The sequence below is a fragment of the Pseudarthrobacter sp. C4D7 genome (genome assembly GCF_013359725.1).
GTDB lineage: Bacteria > Actinomycetota > Actinomycetes > Actinomycetales > Micrococcaceae > Arthrobacter.
In genome coordinates this window covers 38,077-56,965 of record NZ_JABFMW010000023.1, presented here as the reverse complement: position 1 = coordinate 56,965, position 18,889 = coordinate 38,077, and the positions used below count along the sequence as shown (strand labels likewise).

17 protein-coding genes are annotated in these 18,889 nt (G+C 66.9%); 11 read left to right on the top strand and 6 right to left on the bottom strand.

All coding sequences use genetic code 11. The features are described 5' to 3' along the window. The first annotated feature begins 92 nt into the window (after positions 1-92). A complete protein-coding gene (locus tag HNO81_RS15165; protein ID WP_175318937.1) occupies positions 93-2,480 on the top strand; it encodes an excinuclease ABC subunit UvrA in 2,388 nt (795 codons plus the stop codon). Here the strand turns inward: HNO81_RS15165 and HNO81_RS15160 are convergent. Continuing rightward, complete coding sequence (locus tag HNO81_RS15160) at positions 2,477-3,436, bottom strand: alpha/beta hydrolase (RefSeq protein WP_175318936.1); 960 nt, start codon at positions 3,434-3,436, stop codon at positions 2,477-2,479. The genes HNO81_RS15165 and HNO81_RS15160 overlap by 4 nt on opposite strands. A gap of 61 nt (positions 3,437-3,497) precedes the next feature. Between HNO81_RS15160 and HNO81_RS15155 the strand changes: the two genes are divergently transcribed. Then, positions 3,498-4,070, top strand: a complete 573-nt coding sequence (locus HNO81_RS15155) for an MOSC domain-containing protein (RefSeq protein ID WP_175318935.1) — start codon at positions 3,498-3,500, stop codon at positions 4,068-4,070. 176 nt (positions 4,071-4,246) lie between these two features. Here HNO81_RS15155 and HNO81_RS15150 read toward each other — a convergent pair whose 3' ends face one another. After that, a complete protein-coding gene (locus tag HNO81_RS15150) occupies positions 4,247-5,119 on the bottom strand; it encodes an NAD(P)-dependent oxidoreductase (protein WP_175318934.1) in 873 nt (290 codons plus the stop codon). A gap of 136 nt (positions 5,120-5,255) precedes the next feature. Between HNO81_RS15150 and HNO81_RS15145 the strand changes: the two genes are divergently transcribed. Next, positions 5,256-5,516, top strand: coding sequence for a DUF3072 domain-containing protein (locus HNO81_RS15145; RefSeq protein ID WP_175318933.1), 261 nt, complete (start codon positions 5,256-5,258; stop codon positions 5,514-5,516). A gap of 104 nt (positions 5,517-5,620) precedes the next feature. Here HNO81_RS15145 and HNO81_RS15140 read toward each other — a convergent pair whose 3' ends face one another. Then, complete coding sequence (locus HNO81_RS15140) at positions 5,621-5,824, bottom strand: hypothetical protein (RefSeq protein ID WP_175318932.1); 204 nt, start codon at positions 5,822-5,824, stop codon at positions 5,621-5,623. A 303-nt stretch (positions 5,825-6,127) separates the two neighbouring features. Here HNO81_RS15140 and HNO81_RS15135 point away from each other — a divergent pair, with 303 nt between their 5' ends. Together HNO81_RS15135 and HNO81_RS15130 are read left to right on the top strand one after the other, a co-directional pair. Continuing rightward, positions 6,128-7,471, top strand: coding sequence for a glycosyltransferase family 87 protein (locus HNO81_RS15135; RefSeq protein ID WP_371818282.1), 1,344 nt, complete (start codon positions 6,128-6,130; stop codon positions 7,469-7,471). Positions 7,472-7,499: 28 nt separating this feature from the next. Continuing rightward, positions 7,500-8,756, top strand: a complete 1,257-nt coding sequence (locus HNO81_RS15130; protein WP_175318931.1) for a glycosyltransferase family 87 protein — start codon at positions 7,500-7,502, stop codon at positions 8,754-8,756. Between the two features lie 22 nt (positions 8,757-8,778). Here HNO81_RS15130 and mptB read toward each other — a convergent pair whose 3' ends face one another. Both mptB and HNO81_RS15120 read right to left on the bottom strand, forming a co-directional pair. After that, positions 8,779-10,404 (bottom strand): polyprenol phosphomannose-dependent alpha 1,6 mannosyltransferase MptB, encoded by a 1,626-nt coding sequence (gene mptB, locus HNO81_RS15125; protein ID WP_175318930.1) that lies wholly within the window; start codon positions 10,402-10,404, stop codon positions 8,779-8,781. Between the two features lie 150 nt (positions 10,405-10,554). Further along, positions 10,555-10,956, bottom strand: coding sequence for a MerR family transcriptional regulator (locus HNO81_RS15120; RefSeq protein WP_175318956.1), 402 nt, complete (start codon positions 10,954-10,956; stop codon positions 10,555-10,557). 228 nt (positions 10,957-11,184) lie between these two features. On the opposite strand from HNO81_RS15120, the gene HNO81_RS15115 reads away from it, so the two are divergent. Then, positions 11,185-12,636 carry a SulP family inorganic anion transporter gene (locus tag HNO81_RS15115; RefSeq protein ID WP_175318955.1) on the top strand — a complete coding sequence of 484 codons (1,452 nt, stop codon included), beginning with the start codon at positions 11,185-11,187 and terminating at the stop codon, positions 12,634-12,636. Positions 12,637-12,646: 10 nt separating this feature from the next. On the opposite strand, the gene HNO81_RS15110 is transcribed toward HNO81_RS15115, so the two are convergent. Next, positions 12,647-13,390, bottom strand: coding sequence for a FadR/GntR family transcriptional regulator (locus HNO81_RS15110; RefSeq protein WP_175318929.1), 744 nt, complete (start codon positions 13,388-13,390; stop codon positions 12,647-12,649). Positions 13,391-13,623: 233 nt separating this feature from the next. Between HNO81_RS15110 and HNO81_RS15105 the strand changes: the two genes are divergently transcribed. The 5 genes from HNO81_RS15105 to HNO81_RS15085 all read left to right on the top strand — a co-directional run bounded on the left by HNO81_RS15105 (position 13,624) and on the right by HNO81_RS15085 (position 18,889). Next, a complete protein-coding gene (locus tag HNO81_RS15105) occupies positions 13,624-14,988 on the top strand; it encodes an MFS transporter (protein WP_371818281.1) in 1,365 nt (454 codons plus the stop codon). Positions 14,989-15,095: 107 nt separating this feature from the next. Continuing rightward, a complete protein-coding gene (locus HNO81_RS15100; protein ID WP_175318927.1) occupies positions 15,096-16,838 on the top strand; it encodes a dihydroxyacetone kinase family protein in 1,743 nt (580 codons plus the stop codon). Beyond that, a complete protein-coding gene (locus HNO81_RS15095) occupies positions 16,835-17,305 on the top strand; it encodes a ribose-5-phosphate isomerase (RefSeq protein WP_175318926.1) in 471 nt (156 codons plus the stop codon). The genes HNO81_RS15100 and HNO81_RS15095 overlap by 4 nt, the downstream gene beginning before the upstream one ends. Continuing rightward, positions 17,289-18,092: a triose-phosphate isomerase family protein gene (locus HNO81_RS15090; RefSeq protein WP_175318925.1), complete on the top strand. Its 804-nt coding sequence runs from the start codon at positions 17,289-17,291 to the stop codon at positions 18,090-18,092. Before HNO81_RS15095 ends, HNO81_RS15090 begins: the two co-directional genes overlap by 17 nt. After that, entirely contained in the window at positions 18,089-18,889 is an 801-nt protein-coding gene (locus tag HNO81_RS15085) for a sugar phosphate isomerase/epimerase family protein (RefSeq protein WP_175318924.1), read from the top strand. The genes HNO81_RS15090 and HNO81_RS15085 overlap by 4 nt, the downstream gene beginning before the upstream one ends.

Genomic DNA, 18,889 nt, shown 5'->3' with positions numbered 1-18,889 from the left:
ATATAAACAAGCACTTATATAACGGACGACGCCGGAACGGGGCTGCCAGCGCAGTGCCGTTCCGATGCCGCTCCACGAAGAAGGGGGACACCTTGAGCACGGAAGCAGACACCGAAACCACTCAGGCGGTACACGTTGCCGACAGCCACGGCCTGATCCGGGTGCAGGGCGCCCGGGAGAACAACCTGAAGGACGTGAGCCTGGAACTGCCCAAGCGCCGGCTGACCGCGTTCACGGGTGTTTCCGGTTCCGGCAAGAGCTCGCTGGTGTTTGCCACCATCGCCGCCGAGTCGCAGCGGATGATCAACGAAACCTACAGCGCCTTCGTACAGGGGTTCATGCCCAGCCTGGCCCGGCCGGATGTGGACCGGCTGGAGGGCCTGACCACGGCGATCATCGTGGACCAGGAGCGAATGGGTGCCAACCCGCGCTCCACCGTGGGCACGGCCACTGACGCCAATGCCATGCTCCGGATCCTGTTCAGCCGCCTGGGCAAGCCCTATGTCGGCCCGCCCACCGCGTTTTCCTTCAACGTCCCCACCCGCAAGGCCAGCGGCATCATGAGCACCGAAAAGGGCGGCCGGGTGGAAAAGAACGTGGTCCGCCAGGTGACCTACCTGGGCGGCATGTGCCCGCGCTGCGAGGGCATGGGGAACATCAGCGACATCGACCGGACCGCCCTGTACGACGAATCGAAGTCCCTTTCCGAAGGCGCGCTCACCGTTCCGGGCTACTCCATGGACGGCTGGTACGGCCGCCTGTTCGAGGGCATGGGACTGCCCATGGACAAGCCGATCGCCAAATTTACGGCGAAGCAGCTGGACACGATGCTGTACGCCGAACCCACCAAGATCAAAGTGGAAGGCGTCAACCTCACGTTCGAAGGCGTGATCCCCAAGATCCAGAAATCCATGCTCTCCAAGGACGTGGAGGCCATGCAGCCGCACGTGAAGCGGTTCGTGGAGCGCGCGGTCACGTTTGCCACCTGCCCGGACTGCGGCGGCACGCGCCTGACGCCGGAGGTCCTCAACTCGAAAATCAACAGCAGGAACATCGCCGAGCTGTGCACCATGCAGATCAGCGACCTGGCCCAGTGGGTCCGCGGGCTGGACGAACCAACAGTCCGGCCGCTGCTGGCGGGCCTGCGGGACCTGCTGGATTCCTTCACCGACATCGGACTGGGGTACCTGTCGCTGGACCGTCCGGCCGGTACGCTCTCCGGCGGTGAGGCGCAACGGACCAAGATGATCCGGCACCTGGGTTCATCGCTCACGGATGTCACCTATGTTTTCGATGAACCGAGCATCGGCCTGCACCCCCATGACATCGAGCGGATGAACACGCTGCTGCTGCAGCTGCGGGACAAGGGCAACACTGTCCTGGTGGTGGAGCACAAGCCGGAGATGATCGCCATCGCCGACCACGTCGTCGACCTCGGGCCCAAGGCAGGCGCCGCCGGCGGCGAGATTGTCTACGAGGGCGATGTGGAGGGCCTGCGTTCCAGCGGCACCATCACGGGCCGCCACCTGGACGACCGCGCCCGCCTGAAGGACTCGGTCCGGGAGGCCGCAGGGGCACTGGAGGTCCGCGGCGCCTCGACCAACAACCTGCAGGATGTGGACGTTGATGTGCCGCTCGGGGTGCTGTGCGTTGTGACGGGCGTGGCCGGTTCCGGGAAGAGCTCCCTGATCCACGGCTCGCTGGCAAAACGTGAAGGGGTGGTGGTGATTGACCAGGGCGCCATCAAGGGCTCCCGGCGGAGCAATCCGGCCACCTATACGGGGCTGCTGGAGCCTATCCGCAAGGCCTTCGCCAAGGCCAACGGCGTGAAGCCCGCGCTGTTCAGCTCCAATTCAGAGGGCGCCTGCCCCACCTGCAACGGCGCTGGCGTGATCTTCACGGAGCTCGGCGTCATGGCCACTGTGGAGTCCACCTGCGAGGACTGCGGGGGACGCCGTTTCCAGCCCGCAGTCCTGGAATATTCCCTGGGCGGCATGAATATCGCGGACGTCCTGGACATGTCCGTGGACGCGGCTCTGGCGTATTTTGGCGAAGGTGACGCCAAGACCCCGGCGGCGCACAAGGTCCTGGAGCGCCTGGCGGACGTGGGCCTGGGGTACATCTCCCTGGGCCAGCCGCTGACCACCCTGTCCGGCGGCGAGCGCCAGCGGCTCAAACTGGCCACCCAGATGGCGGAGTCCGGGGACGTCTACATCCTGGACGAGCCCACAGTGGGCCTGCACCTGGCGGACGTGGAACAGTTGCTGGGGCTGCTGGACCGGCTGGTGGACTCCGGAAAGTCCGTCATTGTCATTGAGCACCACCAGGCGGTGATGGCGCATGGTGACTGGATCATCGATATCGGTCCGGGGGCAGGGCACGACGGCGGCAGGATCGTCTTCGAGGGCACCCCGGCCGAGCTGGTGGCCGGGCGGGCGACGCTCACCGGCCGGCACCTGGCGGCGTATGTGGGTGCCTAGAACCGCCCGAGGAAGCCGGCCGTGGCCGAGCCGATCTGCTGCTGGGCGGAGCTGCGGCTGATGCCGGGTTCGCCGTCGCCGGGTTGTGGGCCGTAGTCACCGAAAAACGCGTGCACCCCGCCCTGGACCGCGACGAATTCGGTATCCACGGGGAGGAGTTCACGGGAGGCCTCGATCTTCTCCGGGGTGCTGAGTCCATCCTGGGTTCCGGAGACGGACAGGACGGACAGGCCGGTCCTCCCGCGCAGGGATTCCACCGGGTAGGACGCGTACAGGACCAGGCCGGTGACCTCGGTGTTGTTGAGGGCGAACGATGAGGCAGACACCCCGCCCAGGGAGTGGCCGCCCACCGCCCATGTGGTGATGTCCGGGTTCGCCTCGATGGCGCTGCGGGCCTGGTTGCCGTCCAGCAGGCTGAGCCCCAGCGGCTCCTTGAGGATGACCACCCGGCAGCCTGCACCGACGACCGGCGCCAGGACGTCCTGGTAAGCCCGGGCGTCCACGCGTGCACCCGGGTAGAACACCAGCCCCTTGGTGGCGGCACCATCGGGCGACATGGTGATGGTGGTGTCCGTTTCGGTAACGGTGAAGTCCGATGCCGGCCCGGCCTCCGCCGTCGGGCCCGGCTGGTAAGCGAAGGGGTTGAGCCAGGCCAGCCCGGCGGCGAGTGCCAGGACGGCCAGCCGGCCGGCCCAGGCCCCGATGGTGCGGACGCGCGAGCGTGGCCGGGGCACCTCGCGGCGGCGCCAGAGCAGGACGGCCCACGCGGCACCAGCGGCAGCGGCGGCCAGGAGGATGCCCGGCAGCAGAGGGTGCCCGCCCAGGACGGCCGGGTTTCCGGCCAGCATCCACACGGCCACTCCCAGCAGGGCGGCGGCGCATGCCACCGACGCCCAGAAGAGGGCGGTTCGGTTCCGCGGACGCGCTGTGGTGTGGCCGGCTGGTGAGGTCTCCATGAGTCCTGATCCTTCCACCCGGCAGCAGGATTTCAATGCCGGCTGGCCTACGCTTGGCCGTATGTCCGAAAAGTTCCGGTACGACGTCGAAATCCTGCACCTGCTGGTATCCCCCGCACACGCGTACTTCGGCCGTGCCCGGGACGGTGCCGCCGACGTTCCCACCACTGATGCCCCGCAGGCTGAGGTGGTGGCCGGCAAAGGCATCGTGGGTGACCGGTTCTTCGGCAAGGCCGCACACATGGACGCTGCGGTGACTCTCTTCGCCGTCGAGTCCCTTGAGGCGATCGCGGCGGAGTTGGGCGCGGAACCGTTCAACCCCCTGCTGACCCGACGGAACGTGGTGCTGCGTGGCGCCCAGCTGCCCCCTCTGCTGGGGCAGGATTTCGTGCTGGAATCGGGCGGGTCCACGGTGGCCCTGCACGGCGGCAGGCACGCCCAGCCCTGCGCGTGGATGAACGAAATGCTCGCCCCCGGCGCACATCCGGCCATGCGCGGCCGCGGCGGCATCCGCTGCCAGGCCCTGTCCGGCGGGTTCCTGCACCGCGGGCCTGCCGTCCTGGTCAGCCCGGTGCCGCTGGATCCTGACCGGGCAGGCGCGGCGAGCGTCCTGCGGCCGTCGCGGCTGCCCTAGGGACCTAGGGCTGCCGTGGCGTACGACGGCGTCACGCACGGCATGCTTTCGGCCCACCCGGGGCGGGGGTGCCCCGGAAACCCGGGGAACCGCCGTCGTGCGCCGCCTGAAAACGTGCCCGGTGTGACGCGGGCCTGACAGGTCAATCCGGCAGGAACCCTCCGGGGCTGGCCCTGCTACCGCCCGGCGTAGTACGCCGCGGCCATGTCCTGCTTGCCGCGCCCCTGCTCCGCCACGCGGTCCAGCCGGGCAGCATAGGCTTCGGCGCCATCGAGCTTCAGGCCCTTCTCAGCGGCGGCATCGACGATCAGGTGGGCGTCCTTGCGGGCAGTGTCCACCGCGAAGGACGCAGGCTCCAGCTCCCCATCGAGGATGAGGCCCATCTTGGTGCGCAGGTAGGGAAGGTCCAGGCCCCCGCCGTCGATCACACCGAGGAACTGCTGGGGATCGACGCCCAGCGCCTCTGCCAGGGCGACCACTTCACCGGCCGCGTTGGAGGCAGCGATCACCCAGCTGTTCACCACGAGTTTGAGCCGGGTGGCGGAGCCTTCGGCGGGGTCCTGTCCTGTCCAGATGGTCCGGGCGCCGATGGCATCCAGGACCGGTGCCACCCGGGGGCGTACATCCCCACGCCCGGCGGCCAGCACCAGGAGCTGGCCTGCCTCTGCGGGAGCGCGGGTGCCGGACACGGGCGCTTCCACCAGGTCCAGCCCGAGTTCCCGGGCCAGCCCGGCCAAAGCGGGTACGTCCGGGATACCGACGGTGGTGGACTGCACCCAGGCCGTTCCGGGCCGAAGGCCGGGGGCCGCGGCCCGCATGACCTCCTGCACGGCAGCGGCGTCGTAGAGCATAGTCAGGACCAGACCGGCCGCTTCGACGGCGTCGGCAGGGCTGGCGGCGCGCCGCGCACCTTCAGCGGCCAAGGGTTCTGTTTTTGCTGCGTCACGGTTCCACACTGAGACCTCGTGGCCGGCCCGCAGGAGGTTCCGGGCCATGGCCGCTCCCATGATTCCCGTCCCCAGAACTGCGACTTTGAGCTTGGTATCCATCGGGTCATTCTCCTGGCTGCGTTGATGTTTGGCGCCTACCCACTCAACGTCTCCATGATTCCCCGATTTATTCAAGCCAGGGCTTGCCGCACCAGTGCTTCCACGCAATGTCGGTGCACCGCCCTAGACTCGTCCCATGAGCGAGAGCAACCAAGAAACAATCGGCAGCCCGGAACCCGAACCCAATGCAGGCCTCAACAGGGACCCGGAGGACTGGGTAACCGGGGATGAACCCATGACGGCTGCCCAGCGCAGCTACCTCGATACCCTTGCACGCGAGGCAGGGGAGGAACTCCCTGCAGACCTGAGCAAGGCGGACGCGTCCAAGCACATCGACCGGCTGCAGCAGCGCAGCAACCGCGTGGCCGGCGAGGCGGACAACAGCGCCGGCAGCTAGACACGGTCAACGGACGACGCCGGAAGTCACGGCGGTACCAGGGAGCCCCCTGTTAGGGGCAGGCTGCGTTGGTGCCGGCTAATTCAGGTGCCGGCCGGCAGCCGTTACCAGGCCTGGTGTTCGCGGGTGAGACCGAAGGGGACGGTGTCGCTGAGGTCCACCGTGAACTTGTCAGCGCCATGCCTGGTCACCAGGATGCCGTGGCGCTTGCCATCGAGGGCATGGGCCTTGGCGGCTGCGACGGCGGCGTCGAGTTCGGTGTCCATGCTGTGGCGGTCGGAAACGGTGACGGTCAGGGGGAAGTTCATGGATTGTGCCTGTGTCTTTCAAGGGGCTGGGTGGGCAAACGCCGCCCGGCGCTCCCCCTGGCTGCATGGGCAGTGGGCGCTTTCGCGCCTCGACCCATGGTGCCTGAGCGAAAATGTGCCAGCAACTTTAGATAAATGACGCAGGTCAGCGCCTTGGGAGCGTCCATTTGTCCTGACAATTACTGGCCCCAGGGCGCCGTCACTTAGAGTTGAAAGGGAGTGGGGGCTGGTTTTCGGAGCTTCCACCTGCCCCTGAAACCCGCCCCGCGGCCCACCCGAGCCATTATTGCGCCACCGCTGGCTGTGCAACGACCTGACAAGGATTCCGCCATTTCCACCGACGCTCTCTTCGGCAATCTGACCAGGATCCGCAACGTCATCCTCCCCACCCCCGTGCGGAGCGGACTGAACTCCGGGCGCGGACTGCTGGGCGGCTTCATCGTGGTCCATCTGGTCTTCCTGGTCTTCGCCGCTTCACTGTCCCTTCGCGGCGAAGCATTCAGCGACACTTTCATCTACCGCGACTGGGCCATGGCCGGGTTCAACGACGCAAACCTCCGCGGTGGCCCCAGCCCCTGGGTCTACCCCATCCTGGCCTTGATCCCCATGGCCATCGCAAGCCTGGCCGGTCCGGGGCCGTTTTTCTTCATCTGGGTCCTCATGACAACCCTCCTCAACGGCTGGGCCCTGCTCAAACTCACGGGACGGGGCCGCAACGCCAGCGCCATCCCCGCCGGCTGGTGGTGGCTCGCCTTCACCTTCCTTATGGGCTGGTTGGGGTTCGCCCGCGTTGACGGCCTCACCGCCCCGCTGGTGCTCGTGGCCTTGGCCTACGGCGTCCAGCGCCCGTTCATCGCCTCAATCCTGCTGGCCGTCGGCACCTGGGTGAAGGTTTGGCCGGCGGCCATCATGCTGGCCCTCTTCGCCGTCGTGAAGAACCGCCTGCTGGTGGTACTGGCAGGAATCGCGACGACGGCAGGCGTCGTCGCGCTGGCGGCAGCCCTGGGCAGCGTCCCCAAGCTCTTGAACTTCCTCACCCAGCAGGGCGACCGCGGCATGCAGCTCGAGGCCACCTTCACCACTCCGTGGCTGTGGCTTTCCGTCCTGAACGTGGGCGGCTCCCGCATGTACATGAACACGGACATCAACTCCATGCAGGTGGACGGCCCCGGCACCGCCACCATGTCCGTGCTGATGCAGCCGCTGCTGGTCCTGGCCGCCCTGCTGGTGGCCGGCCTGGCCTTCTGGGCCCTGCACAACGGCAAGCAGCACAAGGTGGCCGGCGGCGTGGACCGGACCGAGCTGCTCCTCGCCGGCGCCCTCGCCCTGGCCGCCGCGTTCGTGGTCTTCAACAAGGTGGGCTCGCCCCAGTTCATGGTGTGGCTGGGCCCCGCCGTCGCCGTAGGCCTGGCGCACAGCTGGCGAGAATGGCGGGTCCCGGCACTGATGCTGATCGCGATAGCCGTGGCAACGTACTTCATCTACCCCCTCTTTTACGACGCCCTCAGCCACAACAACCCGTGGATGGCACTGGTGCTGACCATCCGCAACATCCTGCTGGTGGTCCTGTTCCTGTGGAGCGTCCGTCGCCTGTACCTGCTGGGCAAGAAGACGGCAGCACCCTCCCCCGCGCTCAAGGAGAGCTGAGATTTCCACGAGGTTCTTTGACCGTTTGGTGACGGTCCGCAGCAAAGTCCTGCCGGCCACGGTGGTGGACTGGTTCGCCCGGCCGTCCAGCGTGTGGTGGGGCTTCGCCGTCGTCCATCTCTACTTTTTGGGCTGGATGGCGTCCTTCTTCCTGAACGGCGACACGTTCAGCGACACCGAGCAGTACCGGCAGTGGGCGGTGGACGGGTACAACCCCGCGGACCTGACGGGCAAGATCAGCCCCTGGGTTTACCCGGTGCTGGCGCAGCTCCCCATCTTCCTGGCGAACATCGCCGGGCCAAGCCTCTACCTGCTGGTGTGGTTCCTGATCATCACCGCGCTCAATGCCGTGGGCCTGCTCTACCTGACCCGCGGCCCACGGAAGGTCACGGGCGTGGCCCCGGCCTGGTGGTGGCTGTTCTTCACTGTTTTCATGGGCTACCTGAGCTTCGCCCGGGTGGAAGGCATCACCGCACCGATCGTGCTGATCGCCCTGCTCTACGCCGCCGAACGGCCCGTGGTGGCGGGCGTCCTGCTCAGCATCGCCACGTGGATCAAGGTGTGGCCGGCAGCCGTTTTGGTACCCATCGTCATCGCCAGCCACAAGCGCGTCCAGGTGGTCCTCGCCGGCGCCGCCGTGACCGCCGTCGTGGGCCTGGGGACCTGGCTGACGGGCGGCCTGCCGCACATCATGGACTTCCTGCTGAACCAGGGCGAGCGCGGGATGCAGCTGGAGGCCACCTTTTCCACACCGTGGGTCTGGCTGAGCGTCTTCCACATCGCCGGGTCCAGAATGGCGGACAACACGGCCATCAACTCCACCGAGGTCTACGGGCCCGGAGCCAGTACCGCAGCTTTCCTGATGCAGCCGCTCCTGGTCCTGGCCGCCGTCACCGCCGCCATCCTCCTGGTGCGCGCCATGCGCCGCGGCGCCGAGCGCGAGGAGCTGTTCCTCGAGGGCTCCCTGATGATGGTCACCGCGTTCATTGTGTTCAACAAGGTGGGCTCGCCGCAGTTCATCATCTGGCTGGCCCCGGTGATCATCGCCGGCCTGACCCACGACTGGGAGCGCTGGAAGGTCCCCGCAGCCCTGCTGATGGGTATTGCCATGACCACCTTCGTGATCTACCCGCTGTTCTATACGCCCCTGATCCACGCCCACCCAGTCATGGCGGCCATCCTCACCACCCGCAACGTGCTCCTGGTGGTGCTGCTGTGGTGGTCCGTGAAGCGCACGGCGGAACTGGGCCGCAAGGCGTCCACCCAGGTGCCCGCCGGAACCTAGCTGACGCGAAGGCCAAACCCAGCTAGCGGCCTTCGGACCGGTCCACGGAGGCGGGTGCCTGGGGTGCGGCGGCGCGCCGCGCGGCCCGCCGCTCCACCGCCCACTGCCAGCCGCGCCGGGCCAGGTCCAGTGGCTTGCCTTCAATGAGCAGCTTCCGGGTGTGGACGTCCAGCACCAGCAGGTAGAACGTGAAGGCCAGGGCCGTGAAGAACGCCAGGGAGGACGCGTCGATGGGCAGTTCCACGAAGGACCAGACGGAGAGCTGGTCCTGGGCGCCGAAGACCACGAAGAACGTGACGCCCACGTAGAGCGAGCGGATTTGCCAGTCGTCCCTGATGCCGGTGACGGCCAGGAACGGCAGGAACCACAGGATGTACCAGGGCTGGATGATGGGTGACAGCATCACGACGGCGGTGAACGCCAGGGCCATCCGGCGCACCGCCCGGGAGTAGTCGCCGCGGAACATGAGCAGCAGGACCACGGCGATGGCGGCCCACTTCATGGCCGTGCGCAGCCAGGTGGCCAGGGTTCCGCCCGGCAGGCCCAGGGCGTTGGCCAGCATCTCCACCTGCTGGCCCAGGAAGCCGGACGGTGAGTAGCCGGTATAGCCGGGGGTGGGGTCCATGATGGCCCAGGTCCAGCCGATGCCAAGGTTGTATGGGATGCCGCTGAGGGCCAGCACGCCAAAGCTGATGGCCGCCGTCCCTCCCCAGGTCAGGAACTTGCGGGGCCAGGAGGCGCCGGGCCCGGCCCACATGACACCGATGAACGGCAAGAGCAGCACGGTGATGGGCTTGATGCCGATGGAGGCGGTGACCAGGAGGATGCCCAGCAGGTAGCGGCGGGTGGCCGCCAGGTAGACGCCGGCGACGGCGAGCCCCACCATGAGTGCGTCGTTGTGGGCGCTGGCGATGAAGCTGATGAGGAAGAGCGGGTTGGCTACGGAGATCCAGAGGGCACGCGCGCCGTTGATGCCGTGAAGTTCGGCAAGCTTGGGTACGTAGACGACGCAGAGGAGGACGCCGACGCCGGCCAGGAGCCTGAAGAGGAGGACGGACGCGTCGGGCTGGGCACCGGTCAGCCCCACTACCGCGCGCGCCAGCCACAGGAAGTACGGGCCGTAGGGGGTCCTGTTCTCGGCCCAGGCGGGGTCGGCGCCCAGGGCAAACCAGTTGTTGAGCGTGGAGATGCCTACTTCGTAAGGGTTCTGGCCCTCCTGGACCAGGCGGCCCTGGCCGGTGTAGGCGTAGACGTCGCGGGAAAAGACGGGGACGCAGAACAGCAGCGGCAGCGACCAGGCGGAGATCGCGATGACCACGGAGCGCAGCGACGACTGGCCCCAGCCCCCCAGCCGCTGGCCAAGCCTCAGCCAGGAGCGCATCAGGAGCATGGCGCCCGCCGTCAGCAGCACGGTGGACACGGCGACTCCCCACCCTTCGGTGCGAAGCGCGATCACCACCGGCTGGCGGATCATGGGCGAGCCGTTGGCGATCCAGCCGGTGCCGATGGAACCGACGAACATCATGAGGGCGCCAACGAAGCCTTCGATGGTGGCTACGTAGGCGCGGCCCCGGGCGGGCGCGGAGGCGTCGGCCGGTGTGCCCGGCCGGCTCTCCGACGTCTCAAGGTGTGACCCGCCTGCCGTCATGATTGTGTGGTCCCCTACTTTGTTACGGCACTGGTTGCACCGGCTCTCTGGGCCGCCCTGCAACCCGGCTATTTTATCAGCCGTGCTTACTTCCGCCCCGGGGCCTTCGCCGGGCAGCAAGGCACAGTTTGGCAACGGCGGAGTGGATTCCTACCGTGCGCGGAGCAGCGCCAGGAACTCATCCGCCATACCCAGCTGTTCCTCCAGCTTGGCACGGCGCCGCGCTGCCTCCTCGATGAAGGCGTTCAGTTCGGACCTGATGTCCGCAACATCCTCGCCGGGACCGGCCGCCTCCAGTGCGTCGATGACCTTCAGGAGCCCTGACATGGCGTCGAGCGTAAATCCCAGTGGTTTCATGCGGCGGATCAGCAGCAGCCGCCCAAAGTCCCGTTCGGTGTATAGCCGGAACCCGCCTTCGGTGCGCCCGGACGGCTTCAGCAGGCCCACCTCGTCGTAGTGGCGGATGGTGCGGAGGGACATCTGTGAACGGTCCGCCAGTTCACCGATATGCATCGTTGCCACCACTTCTTCAGCGGTCATTTCTTTCACCATCACGTCACCAATCCTGCTCAACCCTCACGTTAGGGTAGTGTTGCATATGCAGCCGGCAATCACCGGCGCCTTTCCTCCACCCCATTGTCTTCCATGGCAGGGCTGGACCCGCGCGCACCGTGGCGCGCTGAACGTTTCCCACCCGCTCTCCCTTGAGCGCCAAGTTCCTGGAGCCGCTCCTTGGCCGTTGCCGACCGCCGCCTGCCCACGCGGCACGTGAACACCGTCATGACCGCGCTGCGCTCTCCGCGGCAGCTCAGCCGCGAGGTCCTCGCAGGCATGGTCACCACCCTTGCCCTCGTCCCGGAGGTCATCTCGTTCTCGATCGTGGCGGGCGTGGACCCGATGGTCAGCCTGGTCGCTTCGATCGTGCTTGCCGTGGCGATGTCCATCCTGGGTGGACGGCCCGGCGTCGTGACGGCGGCGGCAGGCTCCGTTGCGCTGGTCATCGCCCCACTGGTCCACGAGCACGGCGTGCAGTACGTCCTGCCTGCCGTGCTGCTGGCGGGGGTGATCCAGGTGGTCTTTGGCCTGGCCGGACTCGCCCGCCTGATGCGGTTCATCCCGCGCTCGGTGATGATCGGCTTCGTCAATGCCCTGGGTGTGCTGATCTTCATGGCGCAGGTGCCGCACGTCATCAATGTCCCTTGGCTCGCCTACGCCCTGTTCGCCCTGACCCTGGCCATCATTTTCATCCTGCCCCGCTTCACCAAGGTGGTCCCGTCGCCCCTGGTGGCCATCGTCGTCGTCACGGCCATCGCCATCATTGCGGGCCTGGCCGTTCCGAACGTCGCCGACGAGGGGCCCCTCACAGGCCAGATGCCCGGCATCACCCCCTTCCTCGTTCCGCTCACCCTTGAGACGTTCCGGCTGGTCCTGCCCACGGCTCTGAGCGTGGCGTTCGTCGGGCTCATGGAAACCCTCCTCACGGCCAAACTGGTGGATGACATCACGGAAACCCCCTCGCACAAGGGCCGTGAGGCCTGGGGCCTGGGCGTCTCGAACATCCTCGCGGGCTTCTATGGCGGCATCGCCGGCTGCGCCATGATCGGGCAGACAGTCCTGAACGTGAAGACCGGCCAGGCGCGGACCCGCATCTCCACGGTGGTGGCAGGCGTTTTCCTGCTGGCCCTGGTGACCGGCCTCAGCCCGATCATGGGGCAGATTCCCATGGTGGCGCTGGCCGCCGTCATGATGGTCGTGGCCGTCACCACGGTGGACTGGCACAGTGTCAGGCCGGCCACCCTCAAAAGGATGCCGCTGCCGGAGACGATTGTCATGGCCATCACGGTGGCCGTGGTGGTCTTCACGGGGAACCTGGCCTACGGCGTCCTGGTGGGCGTCATCCTGGCGATGGTGCTGTTCGCGCGCCGGGTGGCCCACGTCATCACCGTGGAGCGGACCGTGGCGGAGGACGGCGGCAGCGTGCGGTATCAGGTGGTGGGGCCGCTGTTCTTCGGCAGCAGCAACGACCTGGTGGAACATTTCGCATACGCGGATGATCCCGCCGCAGTGACCATCGACCTGAGCCGCGCCCAGATCTGGGACGCGTCAACGGTGGCCGCCCTGGACTCCATCGAGACCAAGTACGGGCATCACGGCGCCACGGTGGCCATTGAAGGCCTCGATGAGCGGAGCACGGGCTTCCACCGCCGGCTTACCGGCCACCTGGGCGCCTGACCGGCGCGACCTACTGGGCGGCGTCGAATCCCGCGAGCAGGCGCCGGGTGGCCGTCTTCATGTGGGAGCTCATGGTCGCCGTAACGGCCCCGACATCCCGCTCAACCAAGGCCTCGTAAATTTTGGTGTGCTCCTTCAGCGCGGCAGCAGCATGCCCCTCGTCCGTCAGGGCCCGGTCCACCCAGATCCGCAGCAGCGAACGGATGCTCTGCAGGAGCTCCTGAAGGACCTGGTTTCCGGAAGCCGCAGCAATCTCGCGGTGGAAGGAGGCATCAGCCTCCACGAACGCCGCGAGGTCGTCCAGGGTTCCGGCCATGGTGTCGAGGTTTCCGCGCATCCGCTCAAGTGCCTCATCCGTGATGCGCTCTGCAGCCAACTGGGCAGCCTGCACTTCCAGGCCACTGCGCAGCTCAACCAACTCGCGAGTGCGCGGCGCTCCCAGCATCAGGCCCCAGCTGAGAGTCCTGGGCAAGAGCTCGGAGACGCCGTCGCGTAGGTAGGTGCCGGAGCCGGGGCGGACCACGACGATGCCCAGAATTTCCAGGGCCGCGAGGGCCTCGCGTACCGCGGAACGGCCCACGCCCAGGGAAGCCGCGAGCGTCCGCTCGGCCGGAAGCCTGGTGCCCGGTGCGATATCGCCGCTGGTAAAGAATGCGAGCAGGCGTTCCGCCACTTCCGACACTGCCGAGCCCTGCCCCACGGAACCGAGGGCAGCGCTGATCTTGGCCGTTGCAGCGGCGGATTCTACGGACACCTCCCAAGCGTAACAACTACGGGCCGCTGTGAAGTCGAGCCCACGAATGGGAGTCAGCAAGACCCAAAACAAAAGAAATCAGTCAACCGGTTGACCAATTCTAGTTTCGATTCTATGGTGGAACTCACAGCTTCAGCCGCCGCGGACCCCCCCCCCCAAGCCCGCGTGCACATGAGACAGCCCCACGCCTCCAGTGACGGATGCGGCCGGGACACCAACATCTAGGAGTCAACGTGGACACCACACAATCGGTGGTCGAAAAATCCGCAATCAGGAAAGTGGCAATCCGGCTTGTGCCGTTCGTCGCCCTGATGTTCTTCATCAACTACCTCGACCGCACCGCCATCTCTTTCGCGGGCCCCAACGGCATGAACAAGGACCTGGCCCTGAACGCCGCCCAGTTCGGCTTCGCCTCCGGCGTCTTCTTCATCGGCTACATCCTGCTGGAGATCCCCTCCAACCTGGCACTGCACAAGTTCGGCGCCCGCCGGTGGCTGGCCCGCATCATGGTCAGCTGGGGCATCGTCTCCCTGCTGTTTACCTGGGTGGCCAACGTTGAGCAGCTTTACATCCTGCGCTTCATCCTCGGCGTTGCCGAAGCCGGCTTCTTCCCGGGCGCCATCCTTTTCCTGAGCCTCTGGGTTCCTGCCCGGCACCGCAGCAAGATCCTGGCACTGTTCTACCTGGCCCAGCCGCTGACCACCGTTATCGGGGCCCCGCTGGCGGGCATCCTCATCCAGCAGCACGGCCTCTTCGGGCTCGAAGGCTGGCGCGTGATGTTCCTCGGCGTTGCCGTCCCCGCCATCCTCATCGGCATCATTTCCTGGTTCTACCTGGCCGATTCCCCCGCCAAGGCCAAGTGGCTCACCGCCGAGGAAAAGACCTGGCTGACGGGCGCACTGGAGAAGGAGAAGAACGAAACCGCCGCGGGAAACAAGCACGTCAGCGTCCGCACCGTCTTTGGCAACGGCCGCGTCTGGATGCTCTCCCTGATCTACTTCGGCTTCATCTACGGCCTGTACGCGCTCGGCTTCTTCCTGCCGACCATCATCGCCGGCTTCGAAGGCATCTACGGCACCAAGTTCGATGTCTTCCAGAAGGGCCTGATCACCGCCATCCCCTACCTGCCGGCAGCCATCGCCCTGTACTTCTGGTCCAAGGACGCCACCAAGCGCGGCGTCAAGACCTGGCACATCGCAGTCCCTGCTCTGGTGGGCGGGCTGAGCATCCCGCTGGCATTGTTCGCCGGCTCCCCGGCAGCCACCATTGCCGTCATCACCATCACGGCAATGGCCATCTTCGCTGCGCTGCCGAACTTCTGGACGGTTCCCACCCAGTTCCTCACCGGTGCTGCCGCCGCAGCGGGCATCGCCCTGATCAACACGGTGGGCAACCTGGCCGGCTTCAGCGCCGGCTACATCACCGGTTGGCTTAAGGACTGGACCGGCGACTACTCGGTGCCGATGTTCGTGGTGGGCGGTTTCATGCTCCTCTCCGCCGTCCTGATGGTGGTGCTGAGCCGCTCCGGCCGTGTCGCCGAGGGTGTCTCCGGCGAGGCACTGGATCCCGCAGCCGCCGGGCAGCACGCCGAACGCTGAGCGGCAAAGCACCGTAAAACCCCGGGGCGCCTTCCTTGCCCGAAGGCGCCCCCACACCAACCACAGTCCCCAACACCCTTCCCCAGCTAGGCCCAGGAGCTTTTCCCATGACCCGCCTGTTCAACGAACCGTCAGCCTTCGCTGACGAAATGATCGATGGCTTTGTCGCCTCCCACGGCCGTTGGGTGAGGCGTGTTTCCGGAGGCGTTGTCCGCAACACCAAGAGCACGCCAAGCACTGTGGCACTGGTGATTGGCGGCGGTTCCGGCCATTACCCGGCCTTTGCCGGACTCGTGGGCCAAGGCCTGGCTCACGGCGCCGCCATGGGCAACCTCTTCGCGTCGCCGTCGGCCCAGCAGGTCTACAACGTGGCCAGGGCCGCCAACAACGGCGCCGGCGTGCTGCTGGGTTACGGCAACTACGCCGGTGACGTCCTGCACTTTACCCAGGCCCAGGAAAAGCTCCGCCGCGAAGGTATCGACTGCCGCAGCATCGCCGTCACGGACGATGTTTCCTCTGCCCCGATCGAAGAGCACACCAAGCGCCGCGGCATTGCCGGAGACCTCACCGTGTTCAAGGTGGCGGCCGCCGCCGCGGAGGCCGCCTATGGCATGGATGCGGTGATGGAAATCGCAGAACGCGCCAACCACCGCACCCGTTCGTTCGGCGTCGCCTTCACCGGCTGTACGCTGCCAGGTGCCGAAGCGCCGCTGTTCTCCGTTCCCGAGGGCCGGATGGCGGTGGGCATGGGCATCCACGGCGAGCCGGGAATTGAAGAAACCGGCATTCCGACGGCGGATAAGCTCGCCGAACTGCTGGTTGGCAAGCTCCTCAGCGAAATACCCGACGGCGTTGAGGCCACCAACGCCCGTGTGGTCCCGATCCTCAACGGCCTGGGCAGCGTCAAGTACGAGGAACTCTTCGTGGTGTACCGCCGCGTGGCTCAACTCCTGGCTGAGGCAGGCCTGCAAGCGGTGGACCCGCAGGTGGGCGAGCTGGTCACCAGCTTCGACATGGCCGGCACCTCCTTGACGCTCTTCTGGCTCGATGAGGAACTTGAGGCCCTCTGGAACGCCCCCGCCGACGCACCGGCCTTCCGCCGCGGCGCCGTCACCGCCGAAGCGCTGGAGGAGACGGCGGGCGAGACCGCCGACGTCGAACTTTCCATCCCCGAGGCAACCGCTGAATCCCGGGCCGGTGCGGTCCGCATCCTCGCGGCGCTTGGCGCCGCCAAGGACGTGGTGGACGCCAACGCCGCCGAACTGGGCCGGATCGACGCGGTCGCCGGCGACGGCGACCACGGCCTCGGCATGGAGCGCGGCGTCCGCGCCGCCGTGCAAGCCGCGGCATATGCCGTTGCCCGCGGTGCCGGCGCAGCAACCACCCTTTACTTCGCCGCCGATGCCTGGGCCGACAAGGCAGGGGGCACATCCGGTGCGCTCTGGGGCATGGCCCTGCGCGCCGTCGGCGACGCCGTGGGTGACAGCAATGCACCCGACGCCGGTGCTGTCGCCGCCGGAGTGGCCGGCGCCGCAGCCTCGATCATGGACTTCGGCAAGGCCAAGGTGGGCGACAAAACACTGGTGGACGTGCTGGTCCCCTTCCGCGACGCCCTCACCGCCGGCGTCAACGGCGGCAAGCCGCTGGCCGACGCGTGGGATGCGGCCGCCGGAGCTGCCCAGCAGGCTGCCGAGGACACCGCCAACCTGCTGCCCCTCATGGGCCGTGCCCGGCCCCACGCCGAAAAAAGCCTGGGCACCCCTGATGCCGGCGCGGTTTCCATGGCCCTGATTGTCCGGGCCATCCACAACACCCTCAGCCAAAACATCACCATCAAGGAGAACGCATGAGCACCAAGCTGCGCCTGGTCATTGGAGCCGACGACGCCGGTTTCGACTACAAGGAAGCCCTCAAGGCTGACCTGGAATCCTCCGAACTGGTTGAATCCGTGACCGACGTCGGGGTGGACGCTGCCAGCCACACTCCTTACCCCTCCGTGGCCATCGCCGCGGCAGAACTGGTGGCCGCCGGCAAGGCCGACCGGGCCCTCCTGGTCTGCGGCACCGGGCTCGGCGTCGCGATCGCTGCGAACAAGGTCCCGGGCGTCCGCGCCGTCACAGCGCACGATTCCTTCTCCGTTGAGCGGGCCATCCTGTCCAACAACGCCCAGGTCCTCACCTTCGGCCAGCGCGTTGTCGGACTGGAACTGGCCCGCCGTCTGGCGAAGGAATGGCTCACCTACACCTTCGACGAAAGCTCCGCTTCGGCAGAGAAGGTCGCACTGATTAAGGACTACGAGGGTGTCACTTCCTGCTAAAAACCCCCAGGCCATCATCGGCGTCAGCCTGAAGATGTACTTCGGCTACGCCCACACGGTGGACTACTGCCACGACGTGGCCGCCATCGCCTTCGCCCATCCGGCGGTGCAAAGCGGTGAGATCGAACTTTTCGTCCTGCCCGTCCTCCCGGCACTGCCGGAAGCCACGCGGATCCTTGGCCCGGCCGGTGCCGCCAGTGGTGCCCAGGACATCTTCTGGGAGGACGAAGGCGCCTTCACCGGCGAAGTGGGCGGCAAGACCATCGCCGAGCTCGGCGGCCGCTATGCAGAAGTAGGCCACGCCGAACGCCGCCGGATTTTCGGCGAGGATGACCGCGTCATTGGACTGAAGACCGCAGCTGCCTACCGCAACGGCCTGACCCCGGTCCTGTGCGTTGGCGAGCAGCAGCAAGGATCGGTGGAGGAAGCCATCGCACAGTGCACTGCCGAGATTGACGGCGTCCTGAACCGCGCTTCCTCCCTGGGACCGGCAGGGCGGACCATCGTGGCCTACGAGCCGCAGTGGGCCATTGGGGCCCCGGAACCGGCGACGCCGGACTACATCAGCGCGGTTATCACCGGGCTGGACGCGCACCTGCGCAGCCTGCCGGGCCAGGAGGACAGCCGGGTGATCTACGGCGGCAGTGCCGGCCCGGGCCTGATCACCCAGTTGGACCCCGCCGTCGCCGGCTTGTTCCTGGGCCGCTTCGCCCACGACCCCAAGGCGCTGAAGACCATCCTGGACGAGACCGCGGCGCGTCTGGACGATGCGGAGGTGGCGGCGTGACCTCACGAATCGGTTTGAGCAGCTACGCGTTCTTCTGGCAGCTCTCGGACAAGGTCTCCCGCCCCCTGAGCATCCATGACGCCCTGGAACGGACAGCGGGACTGGGCGTGGACTTGTTCCAGGTCTGCGATTACGCACCACTGGAGGAGATGGACGACGCCGGCCTGGCCGCCGTCCGTGCCACCGCGGACCGGCTGGGTATCAGCCTTGAGCTGGGCACCAAAGGCATCCGCCCGGAGCACCTGCGTAAATTCCTGCACATCGCTGGGATCCTGGGCTCGCCGCTGCTGCGCACCATGTTCAACTCCCCGGGCCACACCCCCACCACGGAGGAAGCGGTGGGCATCTTCAAGGACGTCCTGCCGGCGTTCGAAGCCACCGGGGTGAAGATCGCGGTGGAAACCTACGAACAGGTCCCCACCGCCCGGGTCCTGGACGTGATCCGCGGCGTGGACAGCCCGTCCCTGGGGATCTGCAGCGACCCCGCCAACACCGTCGCGGCACTGGAGATGCCGCGCGAGGTGATTGACGCCGTCGCGCCCTACGTCCTGAACATGCACATCAAGGACTTTGCCTTCAGCCGCAAAGACGGGTGGGTGGGCTTCACCTACTCCGGCGCACCCTTGGGCGAAGGCCTGCTCGACTACGGGTACATGGCCGGGAAGATCCGGCCGCACGAACGCAACATCAACCAGATCGTCGAACACTGGCTGCCCTGGCAGGACTCCGAGGCGGAAACCATCCGGCTCGAAAACCAGTGGACCCGGCAAAGCATCGAATTCCTAAGGAGCAAGTGA